The organism is Mycobacterium lehmannii (assembly GCF_001499925.1).
GTDB classification, from domain to species: Bacteria; Actinomycetota; Actinomycetes; order Mycobacteriales; family Mycobacteriaceae; genus Mycobacterium; species Mycobacterium lehmannii.
The window spans coordinates 76,583-94,710 of the sequence record NZ_LQIR01000008.1 but is presented as its reverse complement, the minus strand read 5'-3'; the positions used below and the strand labels follow the sequence as shown (position 1 = coordinate 94,710).

Annotated in this window: 18 protein-coding genes; 11 read left to right on the top strand and 7 right to left on the bottom strand. The window is 68.2% G+C overall.

What is annotated here, in order from left to right:
* Positions 1–71 precede the first annotated feature (71 nt).
* Positions 72–1,793 (bottom strand): penicillin-binding transpeptidase domain-containing protein, encoded by a 1,722-nt coding sequence (locus AU192_RS06640; protein ID WP_064395006.1) that lies wholly within the window; start codon positions 1,791–1,793, stop codon positions 72–74.
* Positions 1,794–1,876: 83 nt separating this feature from the next.
* A complete protein-coding gene (locus tag AU192_RS06635; protein ID WP_064395005.1) occupies positions 1,877–2,878 on the bottom strand; it encodes a 4-hydroxy-3-methylbut-2-enyl diphosphate reductase in 1,002 nt (333 codons plus the stop codon).
* Positions 2,879–2,951: 73 nt separating this feature from the next.
* Between AU192_RS06635 and AU192_RS06630 the strand changes: the two genes are divergently transcribed.
* Genes AU192_RS06630 through AU192_RS06615 form a run of 4 tightly spaced genes read left to right on the top strand, consistent with a single transcriptional unit; the run spans position 2,952 to position 6,163 of the window.
* Positions 2,952–3,521, top strand: a complete 570-nt coding sequence (locus tag AU192_RS06630) for a lipid droplet-associated protein (protein WP_064394980.1) — start codon at positions 2,952–2,954, stop codon at positions 3,519–3,521.
* A gap of 19 nt (positions 3,522–3,540) precedes the next feature.
* Complete coding sequence (gene xseA, locus AU192_RS06625) at positions 3,541–4,788, top strand: exodeoxyribonuclease VII large subunit (protein WP_064394979.1); 1,248 nt, start codon at positions 3,541–3,543, stop codon at positions 4,786–4,788.
* The gene (locus tag AU192_RS06620; protein ID WP_064394978.1) at positions 4,775–4,987 is read left to right on the top strand and encodes an exodeoxyribonuclease VII small subunit; all 213 of its coding nucleotides are present in this window, start codon (positions 4,775–4,777) and stop codon (positions 4,985–4,987) included. The genes xseA and AU192_RS06620 overlap by 14 nt, the downstream gene beginning before the upstream one ends.
* Positions 4,988–5,038: 51 nt before the next feature.
* Positions 5,039–6,163 carry a 3-beta-hydroxysteroid dehydrogenase gene (locus tag AU192_RS06615; RefSeq protein WP_207544910.1) on the top strand — a complete coding sequence of 375 codons (1,125 nt, stop codon included), beginning with the start codon at positions 5,039–5,041 and terminating at the stop codon, positions 6,161–6,163.
* A gap of 15 nt (positions 6,164–6,178) precedes the next feature.
* On the opposite strand, the gene AU192_RS06610 is transcribed toward AU192_RS06615, so the two are convergent.
* The gene (locus AU192_RS06610) at positions 6,179–6,457 is read right to left on the bottom strand and encodes a dsRBD fold-containing protein (protein ID WP_064395004.1); all 279 of its coding nucleotides are present in this window, start codon (positions 6,455–6,457) and stop codon (positions 6,179–6,181) included.
* A gap of 95 nt (positions 6,458–6,552) precedes the next feature.
* On the opposite strand from AU192_RS06610, the gene AU192_RS06605 reads away from it, so the two are divergent.
* Entirely contained in the window at positions 6,553–7,272 is a 720-nt protein-coding gene (locus AU192_RS06605; RefSeq protein ID WP_064395003.1) for an alpha/beta fold hydrolase, read from the top strand.
* Here AU192_RS06605 and AU192_RS06600 read toward each other — a convergent pair.
* Entirely contained in the window at positions 7,269–7,793 is a 525-nt protein-coding gene (locus AU192_RS06600; protein ID WP_064394976.1) for a 2'-5' RNA ligase family protein, read from the bottom strand. The two genes, AU192_RS06605 and AU192_RS06600, sit on opposite strands and share 4 nt — an antisense overlap.
* 145 nt (positions 7,794–7,938) lie before the next feature.
* The gene (locus AU192_RS06595) at positions 7,939–8,388 is read right to left on the bottom strand and encodes an SRPBCC family protein (protein WP_207544909.1); all 450 of its coding nucleotides are present in this window, start codon (positions 8,386–8,388) and stop codon (positions 7,939–7,941) included.
* A gap of 76 nt (positions 8,389–8,464) precedes the next feature.
* Between AU192_RS06595 and AU192_RS06590 the strand changes: the two genes are divergently transcribed.
* The 3 genes from AU192_RS06590 to AU192_RS06580 are packed head-to-tail and all read left to right on the top strand — an operon-like array spanning position 8,465 to position 11,261.
* A complete protein-coding gene (locus tag AU192_RS06590) occupies positions 8,465–9,235 on the top strand; it encodes an SDR family NAD(P)-dependent oxidoreductase (protein WP_064394974.1) in 771 nt (256 codons plus the stop codon).
* A gap of 2 nt (positions 9,236–9,237) precedes the next feature.
* Positions 9,238–10,062: an SDR family oxidoreductase gene (locus tag AU192_RS06585; protein WP_064395002.1), complete on the top strand. Its 825-nt coding sequence runs from the start codon at positions 9,238–9,240 to the stop codon at positions 10,060–10,062.
* Positions 10,063–10,073: 11 nt separating this feature from the next.
* Positions 10,074–11,261, top strand: a complete 1,188-nt coding sequence (locus tag AU192_RS06580; RefSeq protein WP_064394973.1) for an AI-2E family transporter — start codon at positions 10,074–10,076, stop codon at positions 11,259–11,261.
* Here the strand turns inward: AU192_RS06580 and AU192_RS06575 are convergent.
* Positions 11,242–12,069 carry a dienelactone hydrolase family protein gene (locus tag AU192_RS06575; RefSeq protein ID WP_064394972.1) on the bottom strand — a complete coding sequence of 276 codons (828 nt, stop codon included), beginning with the start codon at positions 12,067–12,069 and terminating at the stop codon, positions 11,242–11,244. The two genes, AU192_RS06580 and AU192_RS06575, sit on opposite strands and share 20 nt — an antisense overlap.
* 105 nt (positions 12,070–12,174) lie before the next feature.
* Entirely contained in the window at positions 12,175–12,816 is a 642-nt protein-coding gene (locus AU192_RS06570) for a DUF4245 domain-containing protein (RefSeq protein ID WP_064394971.1), read from the bottom strand.
* A 54-nt stretch (positions 12,817–12,870) separates the two neighbouring features.
* Here AU192_RS06570 and glpX point away from each other — a divergent pair, with 54 nt between their 5' ends.
* From glpX to AU192_RS06555, 3 genes are read left to right on the top strand one after another with little or no spacing between them, the layout of a single operon-like run.
* The gene (glpX, locus tag AU192_RS06565) at positions 12,871–13,899 is read left to right on the top strand and encodes a class II fructose-bisphosphatase (RefSeq protein ID WP_064394970.1); all 1,029 of its coding nucleotides are present in this window, start codon (positions 12,871–12,873) and stop codon (positions 13,897–13,899) included.
* Between the two features lie 23 nt (positions 13,900–13,922).
* Entirely contained in the window at positions 13,923–15,347 is a 1,425-nt protein-coding gene (locus AU192_RS06560; RefSeq protein ID WP_064394969.1) for a class II fumarate hydratase, read from the top strand.
* 22 nt (positions 15,348–15,369) lie between these two features.
* Positions 15,370–18,102 carry an ATP-binding protein gene (locus AU192_RS06555; RefSeq protein ID WP_064394968.1) on the top strand — a complete coding sequence of 911 codons (2,733 nt, stop codon included), beginning with the start codon at positions 15,370–15,372 and terminating at the stop codon, positions 18,100–18,102.
* Positions 18,103–18,128: the final 26 nt, after the last annotated feature.

Below are 18,128 nucleotides of genomic sequence, written 5' to 3'. Positions count from 1 at the left end.
ACCCACGAACATGGGTGAGTGGGGCCCCGGCCCGCAACCCCCGACTCAACGCCGACGGTCACCTATACCGTCTAGCCTCGGGCGCGCAGGAAGCGGCCCGCGGCGTCCACCGCCGGAGCGGAGCTGCCCGCGTCGCTGACGAACACCGCCAACGCCAGGTCGCCGTCGATGCCGACGAACCAGCCGTGTGCGTGGGTGTCGTCGATGTACTCGGCGGTGCCGGTCTTTCCGAGCATCCCGGGGATGTCCTGTAGCTGCGTGGCCGTCCCGTTGGTCACGGTTTCGCGCATCATCGATCTGACCTGCTCGGCGACGGCCGTCGGCACCGGATCCGGCGTGCGGTCGGGCCTGCCCGGTTGACCCTCGACGATCGCAGGGGCCGGCGCCGAACCGCGTGCCAGAGCGGCGGCCACCAGCGCCATACCGAACGGCGAGGCGGTGACCTGGCCCTGGCCGATGCCCGCCTCGACACGCAACGCCGGAGTCTCGGCGACCGGGACCTTGCCCGTGACGGTCGTCATACCGGGCGCGGTGTAGTCGATGCCGAGGCCCATTTGTGCGGCCGCCTTGGTCAGTGCGTCCGGCGGCAGGTTCACCGCCAGCCGACCCATGGTCGTGTTGCAGGACCGCGCGAACGCGGTGTGCAGCGGCACCTGACCGAGCTCGAAGTTGTCGTCGTTGGGGATCTGCCTGCCCTCGATGTTCTCGGTGGCGGGGCAGGCGACGACGCTGTCGGGGGTGACCTGGCCGGCCTGCAGTGCGGCCGACACCGTCACCGTCTTGAACGTCGACCCCGGCGGGTAGAGGCCCGTCAACGCGATCGGCCCCTGCGCGTCTGCGGGCGTGTTCTGCGCGACGGCCATCAGGTTTCCGGTGGACGGCTGGATCGCGACCAGCGCCGCCGGGGTCGCAAGCGGCGCGAGCGCGTCTTCTGCTGCCCGCAGCATCGCGACGTCGAGCGTGCTGGCGATATCGCCGACCGGTTTGGCGTCCTGCCCGCCGACACGGCGCGGTCCCGTGCTCGTCTGCGCGGTCACCGCCCATCCCGCGGCCTCGTCGGTGCGCTGCTGCCACAGTTCGGACAACCCGGCCAGCGTGGGCGACGTGAGCACCTTGTCGGTCGCCAGCAGACGTGTCTGGGGCGCGAGCGTGACATTCGGTAGCGCGGACAACGGCGCCTCTATCGGTGCGAGGTCCTCCTCGCGGAGCGTGATCGCGGTGACGGGTTTACCGCCCGCTGAGTCGAGGTCGGCGCGCAGCGATTCGGCGGTGATCCCGGGGGCGATCGGGTTGAGCAGCGCGGCAACGGTATTCACGTCCGCGCCGGGCGACAGGTTGACCAGCGTCACGATGTGCTGGGTCAGCAGCTCCGCACCGGTGCGGTCCAGGACACGTGCGGCCGGCTGGGGGGTGAGCGTGCTGTAGGACAGCGGCCCTTCGTCGAGGCCGGGAGCGACGGTCCCCGGTCGCCAGTCGATCTTGACGTCGTCGCCCGACGCGCTCGCCGTGCCGTTCGTCGTGTACGCCCACTGGGTCGCGCCGTCGCGGAACTCCCAGGTGGTGTCGAAGCTGAAGGTGGACGGCTTGTCGTCTGTGTACTGCACCGACGACACCTCGACGCGCAGGTCGGTGCCGAGGCTCTCGAAGAGCTTGGTCAGCGTGTCGGTCGCGGCGGCGGGATCGGTCGTGACGGCCGCGGCGGCAGCGGCATCACCCTTGGACAGCGCGTCAGCGAACGAGCGCACCGCGTCGTTCAGGTGGTCTTCGGCAGAAGAGCAACCCGCGGCGGCCATGATCAGCGCCAGCACCAACAGCGAGCGTGACGCTACTGCGAGACTTACCAATGATTTTCGCGGTGAGTGCACGCTCGATGAGGTTACGCGCGGGCGGGGCGGATCTCCCGAGGCAACGCGAACACAAGTGTCTCGTTGGCCGTCGTCACCGGCTGCACCATGTCGTAGCCGTACTCGGCCAGCCGCTCCAGGACGCCGCGCACCAGGATCTCCGGCACCGACGCGCCGGACGTGATGCCGACCGTCGTCACGCCGTCGAGCCATGCGGGGTCGATGTCGTCGGCGTAGTCGACCAGGTGCGCTGCGTCGGAACCGGCGCCCAAGGCCACCTCGACCAGGCGCACCGAGTTCGACGAGTTGCGCGAGCCGACGACGATGACCAGCTCGCACTCCGGGGCCATCGCCTTGACGGCGACCTGGCGGTTCTGGGTGGCGTAACAGATGTCGTCGCTGGGTGGGTCCTGCAGGGTCGGGAACTTCTCGCGCAGCCGGCGCACGGTCTCCATCGTCTCGTCCACGCTCAGCGTGGTCTGCGACAGCCAGATGACCTTGCTCTCGTCGCGCACGGTGACGTTGTCGACCGAATCAGGTCCGTCGACGAGCTGGACGTGGTCGGGCGCCTCGCCGGCGGTCCCGATGACCTCCTCGTGACCCTCGTGGCCGATCAGCAGGATGTCGTAGTCGTCCCTGGCGAATCGCTTGGCCTCGTTGTGGACCTTGGTGACCAGCGGGCAGGTCGCATCGATGACCTTGAGGTCGCGCTCCTTGGCCGTCTGGTGCACGGTCGGGGCCACGCCGTGCGCGGAGAACACCACGATCGCGCCCTCGGGCACCTCGTCGGTCTCGTCGACGAAGACGGCTCCGGCCTTGGCCAACGTTTCTACGACGTGGCGGTTGTGCACGATCTCGTGGCGCACGTAGACCGGGGCGCCGTGCTTCTCCAGCGCACGCTCGACGGTCTCGACGGCGCGATCCACCCCCGCGCAGTACCCGCGCGGTTCGGCCAGCAGTACGCGTTTCCCGGTCACGCCACCGGCGACCGAGCTCGAGGCGCCCGGAATCCCCATGTTGATTGTCGGCGGCATGGCTACCAGGGTACGCACAGTGCCGTTCCAAGGCCGTTCGTCCCAGCCGAGAAGCCGCCCGTAGGCTGTGACCATGGCAACCGCACCGTATGGGGTCCGTCTGCTGGTCGGCGCGGCGGTAACCGCCATCGAGGAAACCCGCAAGCTGCCCCAAACCATCCTGATGTACCCGATGACCGTCGTCAGCAGCCTCGCGCACCTGGTGATGAAGGTCCAGCAGGACGTCGCCGACCTGGTCAACAAGGGTGACGAGACGCTGGAGACGATCTTCCCGCCCAAAGACGAGCAGCCCGAGTGGGCCACCTTCGACGAAGACGACGACGCTTCCGAGGCGCCGAGCTCGGCCGCCTCGAGCGACGGCGAACGGATGACCGAGGGCCGTTTTGCGCTGTTCAGCAACGGTGAGCCACAGTCGTCGTCCGAACAAGACGGCGAAGATGCCGACCTGGCGATCGGTGAGGCCCCCGAGATCGTCACCGAGCTCGACTACGAGTCCCTGACCCTGGCGCAGCTGCGCGCACGGCTGAACACGCTGCGCGTGGCGGACCTCGAGGCGTTGCTGGCCTACGAGGAAGCCACCAAGGGCCGCGCGCCGTTCCAGACGCTGCTCGCCAACAGGATCACGCGCGCGTCGGCCAAGTGACCACCCCAACGCCGGGTAGATGACCGACGCCGAGCAGGGCCAGTCGCCGGAGAACCCGTTTCCGGTCCGCTCCGTGTCGATGAAGATCAAGGACTGGATCGAAAGGCTGGGCACGGTCTGGGTCGAAGGGCAGGTCGCCCAGCTCTCGACGCGGCCGAACTCCAGCACCGCCTACATCACGCTGCGCGACCCGTCGGTCGACATGTCGTTGGCGATCACCTGCCCACGTGAGCTGGTGCTCAACGCGCCGGTGAAACTCACCGAGGGCACCCGGGTCGTCATGCTGGGACGGCCGAACTTCTTCGTCGGCCGCGGCTCGTTCTCCCTGCGGGTCAACCAAATTCGCGCGGTGGGCGTGGGCGAGCTGTTGGCGCGTATCGAACGCCTGCGCCAGCTGTTGCACGCCGAGGGACTCTTCGACCCGCGGCTCAAGCGGCCGATTCCGTTCCTGCCGAAGACGATCGGGCTGATCACCAGCCGCGGCAGCCACGCCGAACACGACGTGATCTCGGTGGCCACCGGCCGCTGGCCTGCTGTGCGGTTCGCGGTTCGCAACACCGCCGTGCAGGGCCCCAGCACGGTCCCGCAGGTGGTCGAGGCGCTGCGTGGACTCGACGCCGATCCCGACGTCGACGTGATCGTCATCGCGCGCGGCGGTGGCAGCGTCGAGGACCTGTTGCCGTTCTACGACGAGACGCTGTGCCGCGAGATCGCCAAATGCACCACACCAGTGGTCAGCGCGATCGGACACGAACCCGACAACCCGCTGTGCGACCTGGTCGCCGACCTGCGCGCCGCGACCCCGACCGACGCCGCCAAGCGCATCGTTCCCGACGCCGCCGCCGAGCAGGCCTACATCACCGATCTGTGCCGTCGAGGTGGCCGCGCGCTGCGCAACTGGGTGCACCGCGAGCAGCATGCGCTGGATCAGTTGCGCAGCAGGCCCGTGCTGGCGCAGCCGCTGGCGGCGGTCACCGCGCGCGCCGACGACGTCGACCGTCTGCGGACGACTGCGCGCCGCGACGTCACCCGGCTGGTCGCCACCGAGACCGACCGCATCGGGCACCTGTCGGCACGGCTGAGCACGCTGGGTCCGGCGGCGACCCTGGCCCGCGGCTACGCCGTGGTGCAGACGATGCCCGACGCCCAGGTGTTGCGCACCACCGCCGACGCCGCCAGCGGTGTGCGGCTGCGGGTCCGGGTGGCAGACGGAGCGATCACCGCGATCAGCGAGGGACCGGAAGGGGCAGAAAATGAAGCCCATTAGTGAACTGGGATACGAGGAAGCGCGCGAAGAGCTGGTGGCGGTCGTCCAGCAACTCGAGCAGGGCGGGCTCGACTTGGATACATCGCTGAAGCTATGGGAACGGGGCGAAGAGCTGGCTAAACGATGCGAAGAGCACTTAGCTGGAGCCCGGAAGCGCATCGAGGAGGCCTTGGCCGCCAAAGACGGCGATGAAACTTGACAGGGCAACGAGTTCCGACCTGAGGGGTCGAAACTGTAACACGTTTCAGTTATTCTGCTCGGCATGGGTGACTCAACGCTGACCACCGAACTGGGCCGGGTGCTCGTCACGGGAGGCTCGGGATTCGTCGGCGCCAACCTGGTGACCGAACTGCTCAAGCGCGGCCACGAGGTCCGCTCCTTCGACCGGGCCCCGTCGCCGCTTCCTGCGCAACCCGGCCTCGAGGCCGTCGAAGGCGACATCTGCGACCCCGACCAGGTCGCGGCCGCGGTCGCGGGCATCGACACCGTGTTCCACACCGCGGCGATCATCGATCTGATGGGCGGCGCGTCGGTCACCGACGAGTACCGCAAGCGCAGCTTCGCGATCAATGTCACCGGCACCGAAACCCTCGTGCGCGCCGCCCGCGCCGCCGGCGCCAAACGCTTCGTCTACACGGCGTCGAACAGCGTCGTGATGGGCGGCAAACGTATCTCCGGCGGCGACGAGACCCTGCCCTACACAGAGCGATTCAACGACCTGTACACCGAGACGAAGGTCGCCGCGGAGAAGTTCGTGCTGGCCGCCAACGGAGTCGACGGCCTGCTCACCTGCTCGATCCGCCCCAGCGGTATCTGGGGTCGCGGAGATCAGACCATGTTCCGCAAGGTGTTCGAGAGCGTGCTGGCCGGACACGTCAAGGTTCTCGTCGGGGGCAAGAACGTCAAGCTCGACAACTCCTACGTGCACAACCTGATTCACGGTTTCATCCTCGCCGCTCAGCACCTCGTCCCGGGCGGCACCGCTCCCGGGCAGGCGTACTTCATCAACGACGGCGACCCGATCAACATGTTCGAGTTCTCGAGGCCCGTCGTCGAGGCGTGTGGCGAGCGCTACCCGAAGATCCGCGTGCCCGGCCGCCTGGTGTGGTTCGCAATGACCGCATGGCAGTGGCTGCATTTCCGGTTCGGAATACCCAAACCGATGATCGAACCCCTTGGGGTGGAACGCCTTTACCTCGACAACTACTTTTCGATCGCCAAAGCCGAACGCGACCTCGGGTACCGGCCGCTGTTCACCACGGAACAGGCGATGGCCGAGTGCCTGCCGTATTACGTCGAGCTGTTCCACCAGATGAAGAACGCGTCGAAGGAGCCGCCGGTCAGCGTCGCGGCGTCCGCCCCGCCGGAGGGCTGACGGTCGCTCACTAGGTCAGTGGACGAGGTGGACCGGCTGATGCGTGGTCTGCTCGATTCGTGACGACGCGCGCTGCAGCAGTTCGGCGCCCAGCGCGATCAGCCCTCTGGCCGCGGCGATCTCCTCCCCGACCAGCGGCTGCACCGAATCCTTCGGGTTGCGGTAGGCGTCGCCCTGGGCGGTCACCGTTTCGCCGTCGTCGCGCGTGGCACACACCGTCGCGTGAGTGTGCGTCTCGTCCTCGTTGAACTCGATGTCGATGCGCCAGGCGTTGTCTTGAACTTTGTCGTACATACAGATCACCTTCCAGCTACCAGCGTGCTCCTTCCGTCGACGCTTCGCAGGCGTTTGGCCCGCGCTGGGAGCGAGGACGGGGCATGGTGGTGGTGATGGTCGAGTCACGGTTCACAACCAACGCGGGCGCGCGTCTGCACTACCTCGACTCCGGAGGGCCCGACCGCGGAGCGCCTGTCGTCTTCGTACCCGGCTTCACCGACGTCGCCGACGACTACGTCGAGGTGCTGCCGCTGTTCGGCCGACGGACGGTGGTCGTCGACCTACGCGGGCATGGACGCAGCAGTGCACCCGCAAGCGGTTATGACTCAACCGTTCTCGCCGGCGATGTCGGCGCGGTGATCGACGCGGTCACCGACGGTCCCGTCCACCTGATGACGTTCTCCCGGGGCACCCCCTACGCGCTGACCTGGGCGCTCGCTCATCACGGGCGGGTCCGCTCGATCTCGATCGGCGACTACGTCCCCGAAGAGATCACGCTTCCCGACGAGGTCTCCACGTTCCTGCTCGACGGCCGGTGGCGTGGCACGCCGGTGCACGAACGGCTGAACCGAGCCGCCGGGGAGGCCATCTTCCGCGCTGCGCGCAAGCAGTCGTTCTGGGATCCGCTGGCGCGATGGCAGCCACCCCTACTGGTGGTACGCAGCCCGAACAGCCCGCTGATCTCCGACGTCGCCTGGGACCGCTATCGGGAGCTGTTCCCGTCGGCGTCGCTGCACGTGTTCGCAGACTCACCGCACGACATCTTCCGTCCCGACCGCGAGCGTTACCCGATGCTGGTGCGCACCCACATCGCCGCCGTCGAGGGGAGCTAAGGAAGCGTCTCCAGCGCGGTGACTTCGCCCGTCCCGCTGTCGATCAGCGCGGCATGGTCGAAACGTGCGCGAAGCGGTAGGACGTCCATCACCGTGCCCGCCACGGTCGGCAGTTGGTCCAGCGTCGCGCGCGGCGCCAGCGAGCAGTGCGGCATCCAGATTCCCGGCCGGTAGTGCTTGTGCAAGTCGGCGCCGGAGGCGACCACCGCTTCGGCGACCCGCTGCTGACGCGCCACCAGGTCCGCGCTGACTCCTGCAACGAGCCACACCCGTCCGCGCCTGAACAGGCCGATCCCGTCGAACGTCAGCTCAACCGCACCGCCACCTTCGATGTTCTCCAGTGCTCGCGCAACGGCGGTACCGTCCCATTCGCGTAACACCGCGTACGACAGGTGCGGTAGGTGCCTGCGGTGGGTATGAGAGCGCAAGCTCGGGACGCCGGCGTCCTCCAACCGGTCCCACAGACCCCTGATCGCCCGCTCCGAGCGGCGGTCCAACAGCAGACAGACGGCAAGGGCCATGGCCCCGATATTGCCGTACTGGCATGCGGAGCAGGCGCATCACGCTGGGACGGCGCTGCACCGCTCGCCGATTTCTGCGAGAAGGTCGTGAAATCGCCGCGTAGACAACCCTGTTGCAGAAGTCGACGCACCAGAGTGCGGCGAATCAAGCGGTTTCGGCTGCGGTCTTGATCGCCGCCAACGTCGCAGGAATCCCGGTGCGGGCGGCTTCGCGGCGCTTGTCGATCTCCGCGTCGGCCGTCGCACCGAACCGCTCACGAAATCCGGCCACCCCCTTGGGAAGAAGCTCCCAGGATTCGGTGAGCCGTGTTCCGCCGTCAACCGGCTCGAAGCGGTAGCCCCAGTACACCCAGCCGTCGTTGACCTCCCACGCGAACTCGCGCCCGGGATCGGCGGCGACCACCTGCGAGCGGGTCTCCCATGTGCGTTCGGGTGTCTCGTTGCGGCCGGTGAACCACGCCCCCACTCGCGGACCGCCGCCCTCGTCCCACCAGCAGGCCCGGCAGATCGGGCTCCACTCACCCATCCGGGTCACATCCGACACCATCTCGTACAACCTGCCGGGGTCCACGGCCACGTGAACTGACTCGCTCATCTTCAGATCGCTCACCGGTCGAGTGTGTCAAAGCGCTAAGTTGAAACACGTTCTACTCCGTCGAAAGGGCAACTGTATGAGCAACGGGCCGTCGGCCAGGGAAACGGTGGTGATCGGCGCGGCGTCGGGCATCGGATTGGCGACGGCGCGCGCACTGGCTGCGGAAGGCGACCGCGTCACGCTTGCCGACCGCGACGTCGACGGCGCCCGCCAACGCGCTGCCGAACTGGGCGACCCGCACACCGCCGCGCACGTCGAGGTCACCGACGAGGCCTCCGTGCATGCGCTGTTCGACCAGACCGGGCCGCTGGACGTCGTCGTCAACTGCGCGGGGTTCAGCAACGTCGGGATGATCACCGACCTCGCCGTGGAGGACTTCCGAGCGGTCATCGACGTCTGCCTCAACGGGGCGTTCATCGTCGCCAAGCACGCAGGCCGGGTGCTGCGCGAGGGCGGCGCTCTGGTGTCGATCAGCTCGCTCAACGGGCGCCAGCCCGCCGCGGGGATGAGCGCCTACTGCGCCGCCAAGGCGGGGCTGTCGATGCTCACCCAGGTCGCCGCGCTCGAGTGGGGGCCACGCGGCATCCGCGTGAACGCCGTCGCACCCGGCTTCGTGCACACGCCGTTGACCGCGCCGGCGGCGGCCGTCCCCGGCGTCGTCGAGGAGTACGTCGAGAACACCGCGCTGGGCCGCGCGGGCACGCCCGAGGACATCGCCGAAGCGGTGCTGTACCTGTGCTCGCCGAAGGCGTCGTGGCTGACCGGCGAGGTGCTCGACCTCAACGGCGGTGCACACATGAAGCGCTATCCCGATGTGATGGGGCACGTCATGAGGCTCGCGACGTGAAGATGTTCAGCGGCAAACAGGCCCTGGTCACCGGCGGCGGTTCCGGTATCGGCGCCGCACTGTGCCGAGCACTGGTCGACGCGGGCGCCGAGGTGGTGTGCACCGACGTCGACGGCGACGCGGCCGAACGCACCGCGGCCGGTTTCGGCGGTAGGGCCCGCGCCGCCCGCCTCGACGTGACCGACTCCGCGGCGGTACAGGCCGCCGTCGACGATGTGGTGAACCGGGCCGGACGTTTAGACCTGATGTTCAACAACGCCGGGATCGTCTGGGGCGGCGACACCGAACTGCTGACCCTGGACCAGTGGAACGCGATCATCGACGTCAACATCCGCGGCGTGGTGCACGGGGTGGCGGCGGCCTATCCGTTGATGGTGCGCCAGGGGCACGGCCACATCGTCAACACCGCGTCGATGGCGGGGCTGACGGCGGCCGGGCAGGTCACCAGCTACGTGATGACCAAGCACGCGGTCGTAGGGCTCAGCCTGGCGCTGCGCTCGGAGGCTGCCGCACGCGGCGTCGGGGTGCTCGCGGTGTGCCCCGCTGCCGTCGAGACGCCGATCCTCGACAAGGGTTCGGTCGGCGGTTTCGTCGGCCGCGATTACTTCCTGCAGGCCCAGGGCGGCAAGCCCTATGACGCGGACCGGTTGGCCCGCGACGTGCTGCGCGCGGTCGAGAAGAACAAGCCGATCCTGGTCAAACCTCGCGTCGCGCATGCCCAGTGGATGTTTGCGCGTCTCGCGCCGACCCTGATGAACCGGGTGTCGATGCGGTTCATCGCCGACCAACGCGCCAAACAAGCGCAAGCCAGGTCCGACACGCTGTAGACATAGCGGCAATGAGTACCGAGTTCTCGCTGCCGCAACGTCGTGCGCTGGCAGTTGCGACGGTCATCGCGGTCGCGTTCGGCGCGTACTTCCTGCGCGGCTTCTTCATCCTCATAGTGGTGGCAGCGGTGGGCGCCTACCTGTTCTCACCGCTGTACGCGTGGCTCAACAAGAAGATGGGCCGGGGGCTGTCGGCGACGCTGACCTTGCTCGCCGCATTCGCCGCGGTGATCGTGCCGCTGAGCCTGTTCGTCACGCTCGCGGTCGTGCAGATCTCGACCATGGTGGAGCGGGTGGCCGAGTGGGTCGGCCGCACCGACCTGTCCGCGCTCGGCGATCGGGCGCTCCAGTTCGTCAACGACCTGTTGCGCCGCGTGCCTTACATCGACACCACGGTCACCCCGGAGTCGCTGCAGAGTTCGATGGCTCGGGTCGCTCAGGAGGCCGGCCAGTGGTTGCTCGGCCTGCTGCAGGGCGCCGCCGGCGGCCTGTTCGGCGCCGTCACCGCCATGATCCTGTTCGTGTACGTGTTCGTGTCGCTACTGACGAACCGCGAACGCGTGGTGGCGATAATCCGCCAGCTCAACCCCCTCGGCGAGGGGATCACCGACGTCTACATGGAGAAGATGGGCGCGATGGTGAAGGGCACCGTGATGGGCCAGTTCGTCATCGCGGTGTGCCAGGGCGTCGCGGGGGCCGCGTCGATCTACCTGGCGGGCTTCCATCAGGGTTTCTTCTTGTTCGCGGTGCTGCTGTCGGCGCTGTCGGTCATCCCGTTGGGCAGCGGTATCGTCACGATCCCGTTCGGTATCGGAATGATCCTGTTCGGCAACATCTTCGGCGGCGCGTTCGTGATCCTGTTCCACCTGATCGTGGTCACCAACATCGACAACTTCCTGCGGCCCATCCTGGTGCCGCGCGAGGCCCGTCTGGACGCCGCACTGATGCTGCTCGCCGTGTTCGCCGGAATCAGCATGTTCGGCGCGTGGGGCATCGTGATCGGACCGGTGCTGATGATCGTCATCGTCACCACGATCAGCGTCTACCTCGAGGAGTACAAGGGCGTGCCGATGCGCAGGCCCGACTCGGCCGACGAGAAACCCAAACGCCGAAACCCGTTCTGGTGGTTGGGCCGTCGCATCAAGGAGGCGCGGGCCAAAACCCCAGCCGACCCGAAACCTAAACCAGCCGCTCCCTGAGGAACGCGACCACGCGCTTGAGGGCCGCGTCGGTCGGATGCCCTTCCTGGTGACGCAGTTCCAACGTCAACACCGAGTGAGCCATCGCGCCGAAGCCGTGTTCGTTGCCCTTGCCCGAGTCGATCTCGATCACCTCGAACGCGTCGCCGAGCCGGTCCTTGAGCGTTTTGAAGCGCTCCGCAGGCACCAGCGGATCCTTGCTGAAACGCAAACCCAGCGCGCACAACCCTTCGTCGGCGGCGCGGCGCTCGACGACCTTCAGCTCGGCCTCGGACAGGCCCGGGTCTCTGCGCTGCTTCGGTGTCAGCGGCAACGGCAGCGACGGCTGGCTCAGCACCGGCGCGAGAACGCTGTCGTCGACGGCGGCGGCCAGGGCGAAGCCGCCGGTGAAGCACTGGCCGATGACTCCGACCCCCTTGCCCGGCGTCTGCGCGTTGAGGTCGCGGGCCAGTGCGCGCAGGTAGTGCGCGACGGGGCGGTCGGCGTTGGTGGCGAATGCGGCGAATTCCTTGGCCACGCACCCGCGCAGCATGACCGGCACCATGCCCGGGCGCATCGGCGGCGCACCGGGCGTGCCGAACAACGACGGAATCGCGACGGTGAACCCGGACTCCACGAGGTGATTGCCGAGCGCCAGGACGCCGGGGTGCACGCCGGGCATCTCGGGGATGAGCACCACACCGGGGCCCTCGCCCTTGCGGTAGACGTCGTGGGTGTAACCGGCCGCGGTGAAGGGCGCGGGGGCCCACCCGGTGAGGTCGGCTTCCGGAGCCGCCCCGGCGGCGACATCGGGGTCCGGTGCGGTCATGGGCGCTTCTCCAGTTCGCTCGTTACGCGAGATTGAAACCATGCAGAGAAAGTGCGGGACGCGGTCTGCGTGGGTGCAATCTCGTCGAACGAGTCAATCGTGCTCCTACGGGACCGGCAGGGGCGCCGCGGTCTGCGTCGCCGCCGCAAGCGTACGAAAGTCGCCGGTATCCGCGGCGCCGGTCAGCGCTATCTGCGCCGGCCCGGTGGGGCCGGCCAGACGCGTCGTCCACACCGGTTCGGCGGGCTTGCCGTCGTCGTCGCCGCCGTAGACCACCCAAATCACGCCGTCGACGTCCTGCACCCCGGTGGGCACGACATCGGAGTCGAGCGAGGAGACCAGCTTCTCCTCGTCGGCATTGCTCTGGGTCAGGCTCACATACATCCCGCTGGGTGCGAGATAACCGACGGTGGAGCTGACGGCACGCAGGGTCTGCCCCGTGGCGTCCGTGCGACCGGCCTCGATGCCGTTGCGGCTACCCGAGTTCGACTGCCAGCCCTCGGGCAGTTGCGGGATCCGGATCGGGATCTTCAGCGCCTCGGCATCGGCACGTAACGCCGCGGGGGCGTCGAAGGACGGGACCGGACCGGCGCCGGGCCCCGCGCCCTGGAACGAGCACATCCCCAGCATCCCGGCCAGCACGATGCAGGCGAGCACCAACGGGGCCATCGACCAGAACATGTCCCGGCCGTCATGCAACAGCCTCGACTTGGCGGGCTTGGGTGCAGGAGCCGGTTGCGAGGTCACTCCGCCAGTATCCCAGCTCCCGAACGCGGACCGGCTAATGGGACAATCTGGGCCATGAGTCCGACCCGTGGTGAAGCCCCAGATCGAAATCTCGCGCTCGAGCTCGTCCGAGTAACCGAGGCAGGCGCCATGGCCGCAGGCCGCTGGGTGGGCCGCGGTGACAAGGAGGGCGGCGACGGGGCGGCCGTCGACGCCATGCGCGAGCTGGTCAACTCGGTGTCGATGCGCGGCGTGGTGGTGATCGGCGAGGGCGAGAAGGACAACGCGCCGATGCTCTACAACGGCGAAGAGGTCGGCAACGGGGACGGACCGGAATGCGACTTCGCCGTGGATCCGATCGACGGCACCACGTTGATGAGTAAAGGCCTGTCCAACGCCATCTCGGTGCTGGCGGTCTCCGAGCGCGGCACCATGTTCGACCCGTCGGCGGTGTTCTACATGAGCAAGATCGCGGTCGGACCCGAAGCCGTCGACGCGATCGACATCACCGCCCCGATCGGGGAGAACATCCGCCGGGTGGCCAAGGCGAAGAACGTGTCGGTCTCCGATCTGACCGTGTGCATCCTGGACCGGCCGCGCCATCAGCAGTTGATCGCCGACGTGCGGGAGGCCGGCGCGCGGTGCCGGCTGATCACCGACGGCGACGTCGCAGGCGCGATCTCGGCGTGCCGCCCCAACACCAGCACCGACATGTTGGCCGGTATCGGCGGCACGCCGGAAGGCATCATCGCCGCGGCCGCGATCCGGTGCATGGGCGGCGCCATCCAGGGCCAGTTGGCGCCCAAGGACGACGAGGAACGCCAGAAGGCCATCGACCGCGGCCACGACCTCGACCGCGTGCTGACCACCGAGGATCTGGTCTCCGGCGACAACGTCTTCTTCTGCGCCACCGGCGTCACCGACGGTGACCTGCTCAAGGGCGTGCACTTCTACAGCGGCGGGTGCACCACGCAGTCGATCGTGATGCGCTCGAAATCGGGCACCGTTCGGATGATCGAGGCGTACCACCGGCTGTCCAAACTCAGCGAGTACTCCGCGATCGACTTCACCGGCGACACCAACGCCGTCTACCCGCTGCCGTAATCACAAGAGAAGTAAGGACATTCATGAGCGTCGACTCCGACAGCGCAGCCGAGACCGAGTACCGCATCGAGCACGACACCATGGGCGAGGTCCGGGTGCCGGTCAACGCGCTGTGGCGCGCGCAGACTCAGCGCGCGGTGGAGAACTTCCCGATCTCCGGCCGCGGCCTCGAGCGCACCCAGATCCGGGCGCTGGGATTGCTGAAAGGTGCCTGCGCACAGGTCAACAAGGACCTCGGCCTGCTCGCGGCGGACAAGGCCGACGCGATCATCGCCGCGGCCGGTGAGATCGCCGACGGTCAGCACGACGACCAATTCCCCATCGACGTGTTCCAAACCGGTTCGGGCACCAGCTCGAACATGAACACCAACGAGGTGATCGCCGGCATCGCGGGGCGCAACGGCGTGACCGTGCACCCCAACGACGATGTCAACATGTCGCAGTCGTCGAACGACACCTTCCCGACCGCAACCCACATCGCTGCGACCGAAGCCGCTGTGCGCCACCTGATCCCGGCACTCGAGGTACTGCACGAGTCGCTGGCCACCAAGGCGCGGCAGTGGCGTACCGTCGTCAAGTCCGGGCGCACCCACCTGATGGACGCCGTGCCGGTGACGCTGGGCCAGGAGTTCAGCGGCTATGCCCGCCAGGTCGAAGCCGGCATAGAGCGGGTGAAGGCCACGCTCCCGAGGCTCGGCGAACTGGCCATCGGCGGCACCGCGGTGGGCACCGGCCTCAACGCACCCGACGACTTCGACGAGCGTGTCGTCGCCGTGCTGCGCGAGCAGACCGGCCTGGCCGAATTACAGGTTGCCGCCAACCATTTCGAGGCTCAGGCGGCCCGCGACGGGCTGGTCGAGGCCTCGGGCGCGCTGCGCACCATCGCCGTGTCGCTGACCAAGATCGCCAACGACATCCGGTGGATGGGCTCGGGACCGCTGACCGGGCTCGGCGAGCTTCAGTTGCCCGATCTTCAGCCGGGCAGCTCGATCATGCCGGGCAAGGTGAACCCGGTCATTCCCGAAGCCATCACGCAGGTGGCCGCGCAGGTGATCGGTAACGACGCCGCGATCGCGTGGGGCGGCGGCAACGGCGCCTTCGAGCTGAACGTGTACATCCCGATGATGGCCCGCAACATCCTCGAGTCGTTCAAGATCCTGACCAACTCGTCGAAGTTGTTCGCCGAGCGCTGTATCGACGGCCTGGTGGCCAACGAGGAGCGGCTCCGCGAGCTGGCCGAGTCGTCACCGTCGATCGTCACGCCGCTGAACTCGGCGATCGGCTACGAAGAGGCCGCCGCGGTCGCCAAGCAGGCGCTCAAGGAGAAGAAGACCATCCGTCAGACCGTCATCGATCGAGGCCTGATCGGCGACAAGCTGTCCGAGGAGGAACTGGACAAGCGCCTCGACGTGTTGGCGATGGCCAAGGTGAAAGACGACGAGCGCTAAGGGCTTTCGTTCTCCGTCGTACCTGGCGGACCGACCGGAAGAGGAGAAGGCGGTAGCGGACTTCCTCCAGTCCGCTTCGCATGCGCCGTCGGCTCTGTTGATCGAGGGCGAGGCCGGGATCGGTAAGACCACGCTGTGGCAGGCGACGTCCGAGCGCGCCCGCAGCCGTGGTTTCCGTGTGCTGTCGGCCAGGAACCCGAGCACCGAATCGGTGCTCGCCTACGCGACGTTGACCGAACTGCTCGCCAACGTCGACGCCGCCGAGTTCGGTGACCTGCCCGCCGCCCAGCGCAGCGCCATCGAACGGATCCGCTGCGACGACGGCGCCGATGCCGCACCCACCGACCGGCGCGCCGTCGCGGCCGCATTCCTGTCGGTCGTCGAGGGCCTCGCTTCTCGACAACCGCTGCTGCTGGCGATCGACGACGTGCAGTGCGTCGACCCGTCCAGCTCGCATGTGTTGTCCTACACCGCACGTCGGCTCTCCGGGCCGGTGGGCGTGCTGGGCACCCTGCGCACCGATGGCACAGAGGGCTACACCTGGCTGCAGCTGCGGCGCCCGGATGCCACCCAACGAATCTCGCTGCAGCCGTTGACGTCCCGCATGCTCCACGCCGTGGTCACCCAACACCTCGAGCATCCGCTGCCGCGTGCGAAGCTGGCCCGCATCGACCAGATCTCCGGTGGCAACCCCTTCTATGCGATCGAACTGGCCAAGGTCGCCGACGGCAGGCCGGAAGTTCCGCTGCCGGACACGCTGGCCGCCGTGGTGGAAGCCCGGCTCAGCGGACTGAATCCCGAGACGATGGACGCACTCCTGGCCGCCGCCTCGGTGGCCAACCCCTCGGTCGATCTTGTGGCCGCCGCAGTCGGCACCGAACACGAGCGGGCGGTCGAGTTGCTCGAGGCCGCCGAACAGCGCGGCGTCGTCGTCATCGAGGGCAGCCGGATCCGGTTCACGCACCCGCTACTGGCCACCGGTGTGTATACCGGCGTCGCCGCCGAGGACCGCAGGCGGATGCACCACAGGCTCGCCGGCTTCGTCGACGAGCCCGAATTGCAGGCACGCCACCTGGCGCTCGCCGCGACCGTCGGTGACGACGCCACTGTCAGCGCGCTCGAGCGGGCGGCGACCTCCGCTCACGCGCGAGGTGCGCCCGTCGCCGCCGCGGAGTTGATCGAGCTCGCCATCGCACTTGGCGGTGATACCGCCGAGCGACGAATGCGGTTGGCGGCGTACTGCTTTGACGGCGGGGATCCGTCCAGGGCACGCGCGCTGCTGGAGGGGGTGGTCGGCGATCTGGCGCCGGGACCGATACGCGCTGAAGCGCGGCACATGCTCGCGGTCGTGCGGTTCGTCGACGACGGCTACACCGAAGCGGTCGAACTGCTCACGACGGCGCTCGAGGACGCGACCGAGGGCCCGGCGAAGGCGGTCATGCTGACCACGTTGGCGTACGGCCTCTACATGACCGGTGACCATGCGTCGGCCCGGCTCCGGGCCGAGCAGTCGGTGGCCTACACCGAACAGGTCGGTATCCCCGGCCTGCTCAGCCTCGCACTCGGGGTCCGGGCGACGATCCAGTTCTTCCTCGGCGGCGGCGTGGACGATCCGAGCATGCGCCGCGCCCTCGAACTCGAAGACACCGAAACCTTCACGCCGATCATGCTGCGGCCGAGCGTCGAACACGCTTTGATGCTGGCCTGCACCGGTGACCTCGACACCGCCTATGAGCGCATGCGGGAGATCTCGCGCCGCTGCACCGACCGCGGTGAGGAAGGCGAAGTCGTCTTCGTCGACTTCTACGTCGCGTTGACCCGGATCTGGCGCGCGGACTTCCCCGAGGCCAAGCGGGTGGCCCACGAAGTTTCTGCTCTCGCAAGGCAACTCGGTGGCGAGTTCCCCGCGATGCTCAGCCTGGTGCTACAGGCCTGGCTGGCCGCCTACGACGGCGCAGAGAGCAAGGCCCGCCTGGCCGCGGCGGACGCGATCGATGCCTGCCGACGCAGCGGCACCGCGTGGCACGAGGACTGGGCGCTGTCGGCGCTCGGATTTCTCGAGGTATCACTCGGAAACTACGGTGCGGCAATGGAGTTCCTCGACCCGCTGGTCTCGCGGTTTGCACCGGAGTCCACCGAGATTCAAGCCGCGGAGTTCATACCCGATGCGGTGGAGGCACTGGTCGAGCTGGGCCGCGCGACCGAAGCGGAACCGCTGGTGGCCGCACTGGAACGCAACGGCCGTCGCCTCGACCGGGCGTGGATGCTGGCGGTGGGCGGGCGGTGCCGCGCCATGCTTCACGCGGCCGAGGGCGATCTGCGCGACGCCGCGAGCTGTGCGCGCCGCGCGCTCGAAAACCATCACCGGTTGGCGATGCCGTTCGAACGCGCTCGTACCCAGCTGCTGCTCGGGCAGTTGCAGGCCAGACTGCGCGACCGGCAGGCCGCTTCGACGCTGAACGAGGCGCTGGTGACGTTCGAGGCCATCGGCACGCCGGTGTGGGCGGAGCGCGCCAGGACCTCGCGAGACGAACTCCGTTCCGCCGCGTCGAGGCCGGACGCGTTGACCGCCGCCGAGTTGCGCATCGCCGAGCTGGCCGCCGTCGGCCTGACGAATCGCGACGTGGCCGGTGAACTCTTTCTCAGCGCAAAGACCGTCGAGGCCACCCTTGCGCGGGTGTACCGCAAGCTCGACATCCGGTCCCGGGCCGAACTAACCCGGGTTATGGGTCAGTCCGGCCGCCGAGGGGTATAGAGGTGTCGCCCGCTTCCGGCTCAGCT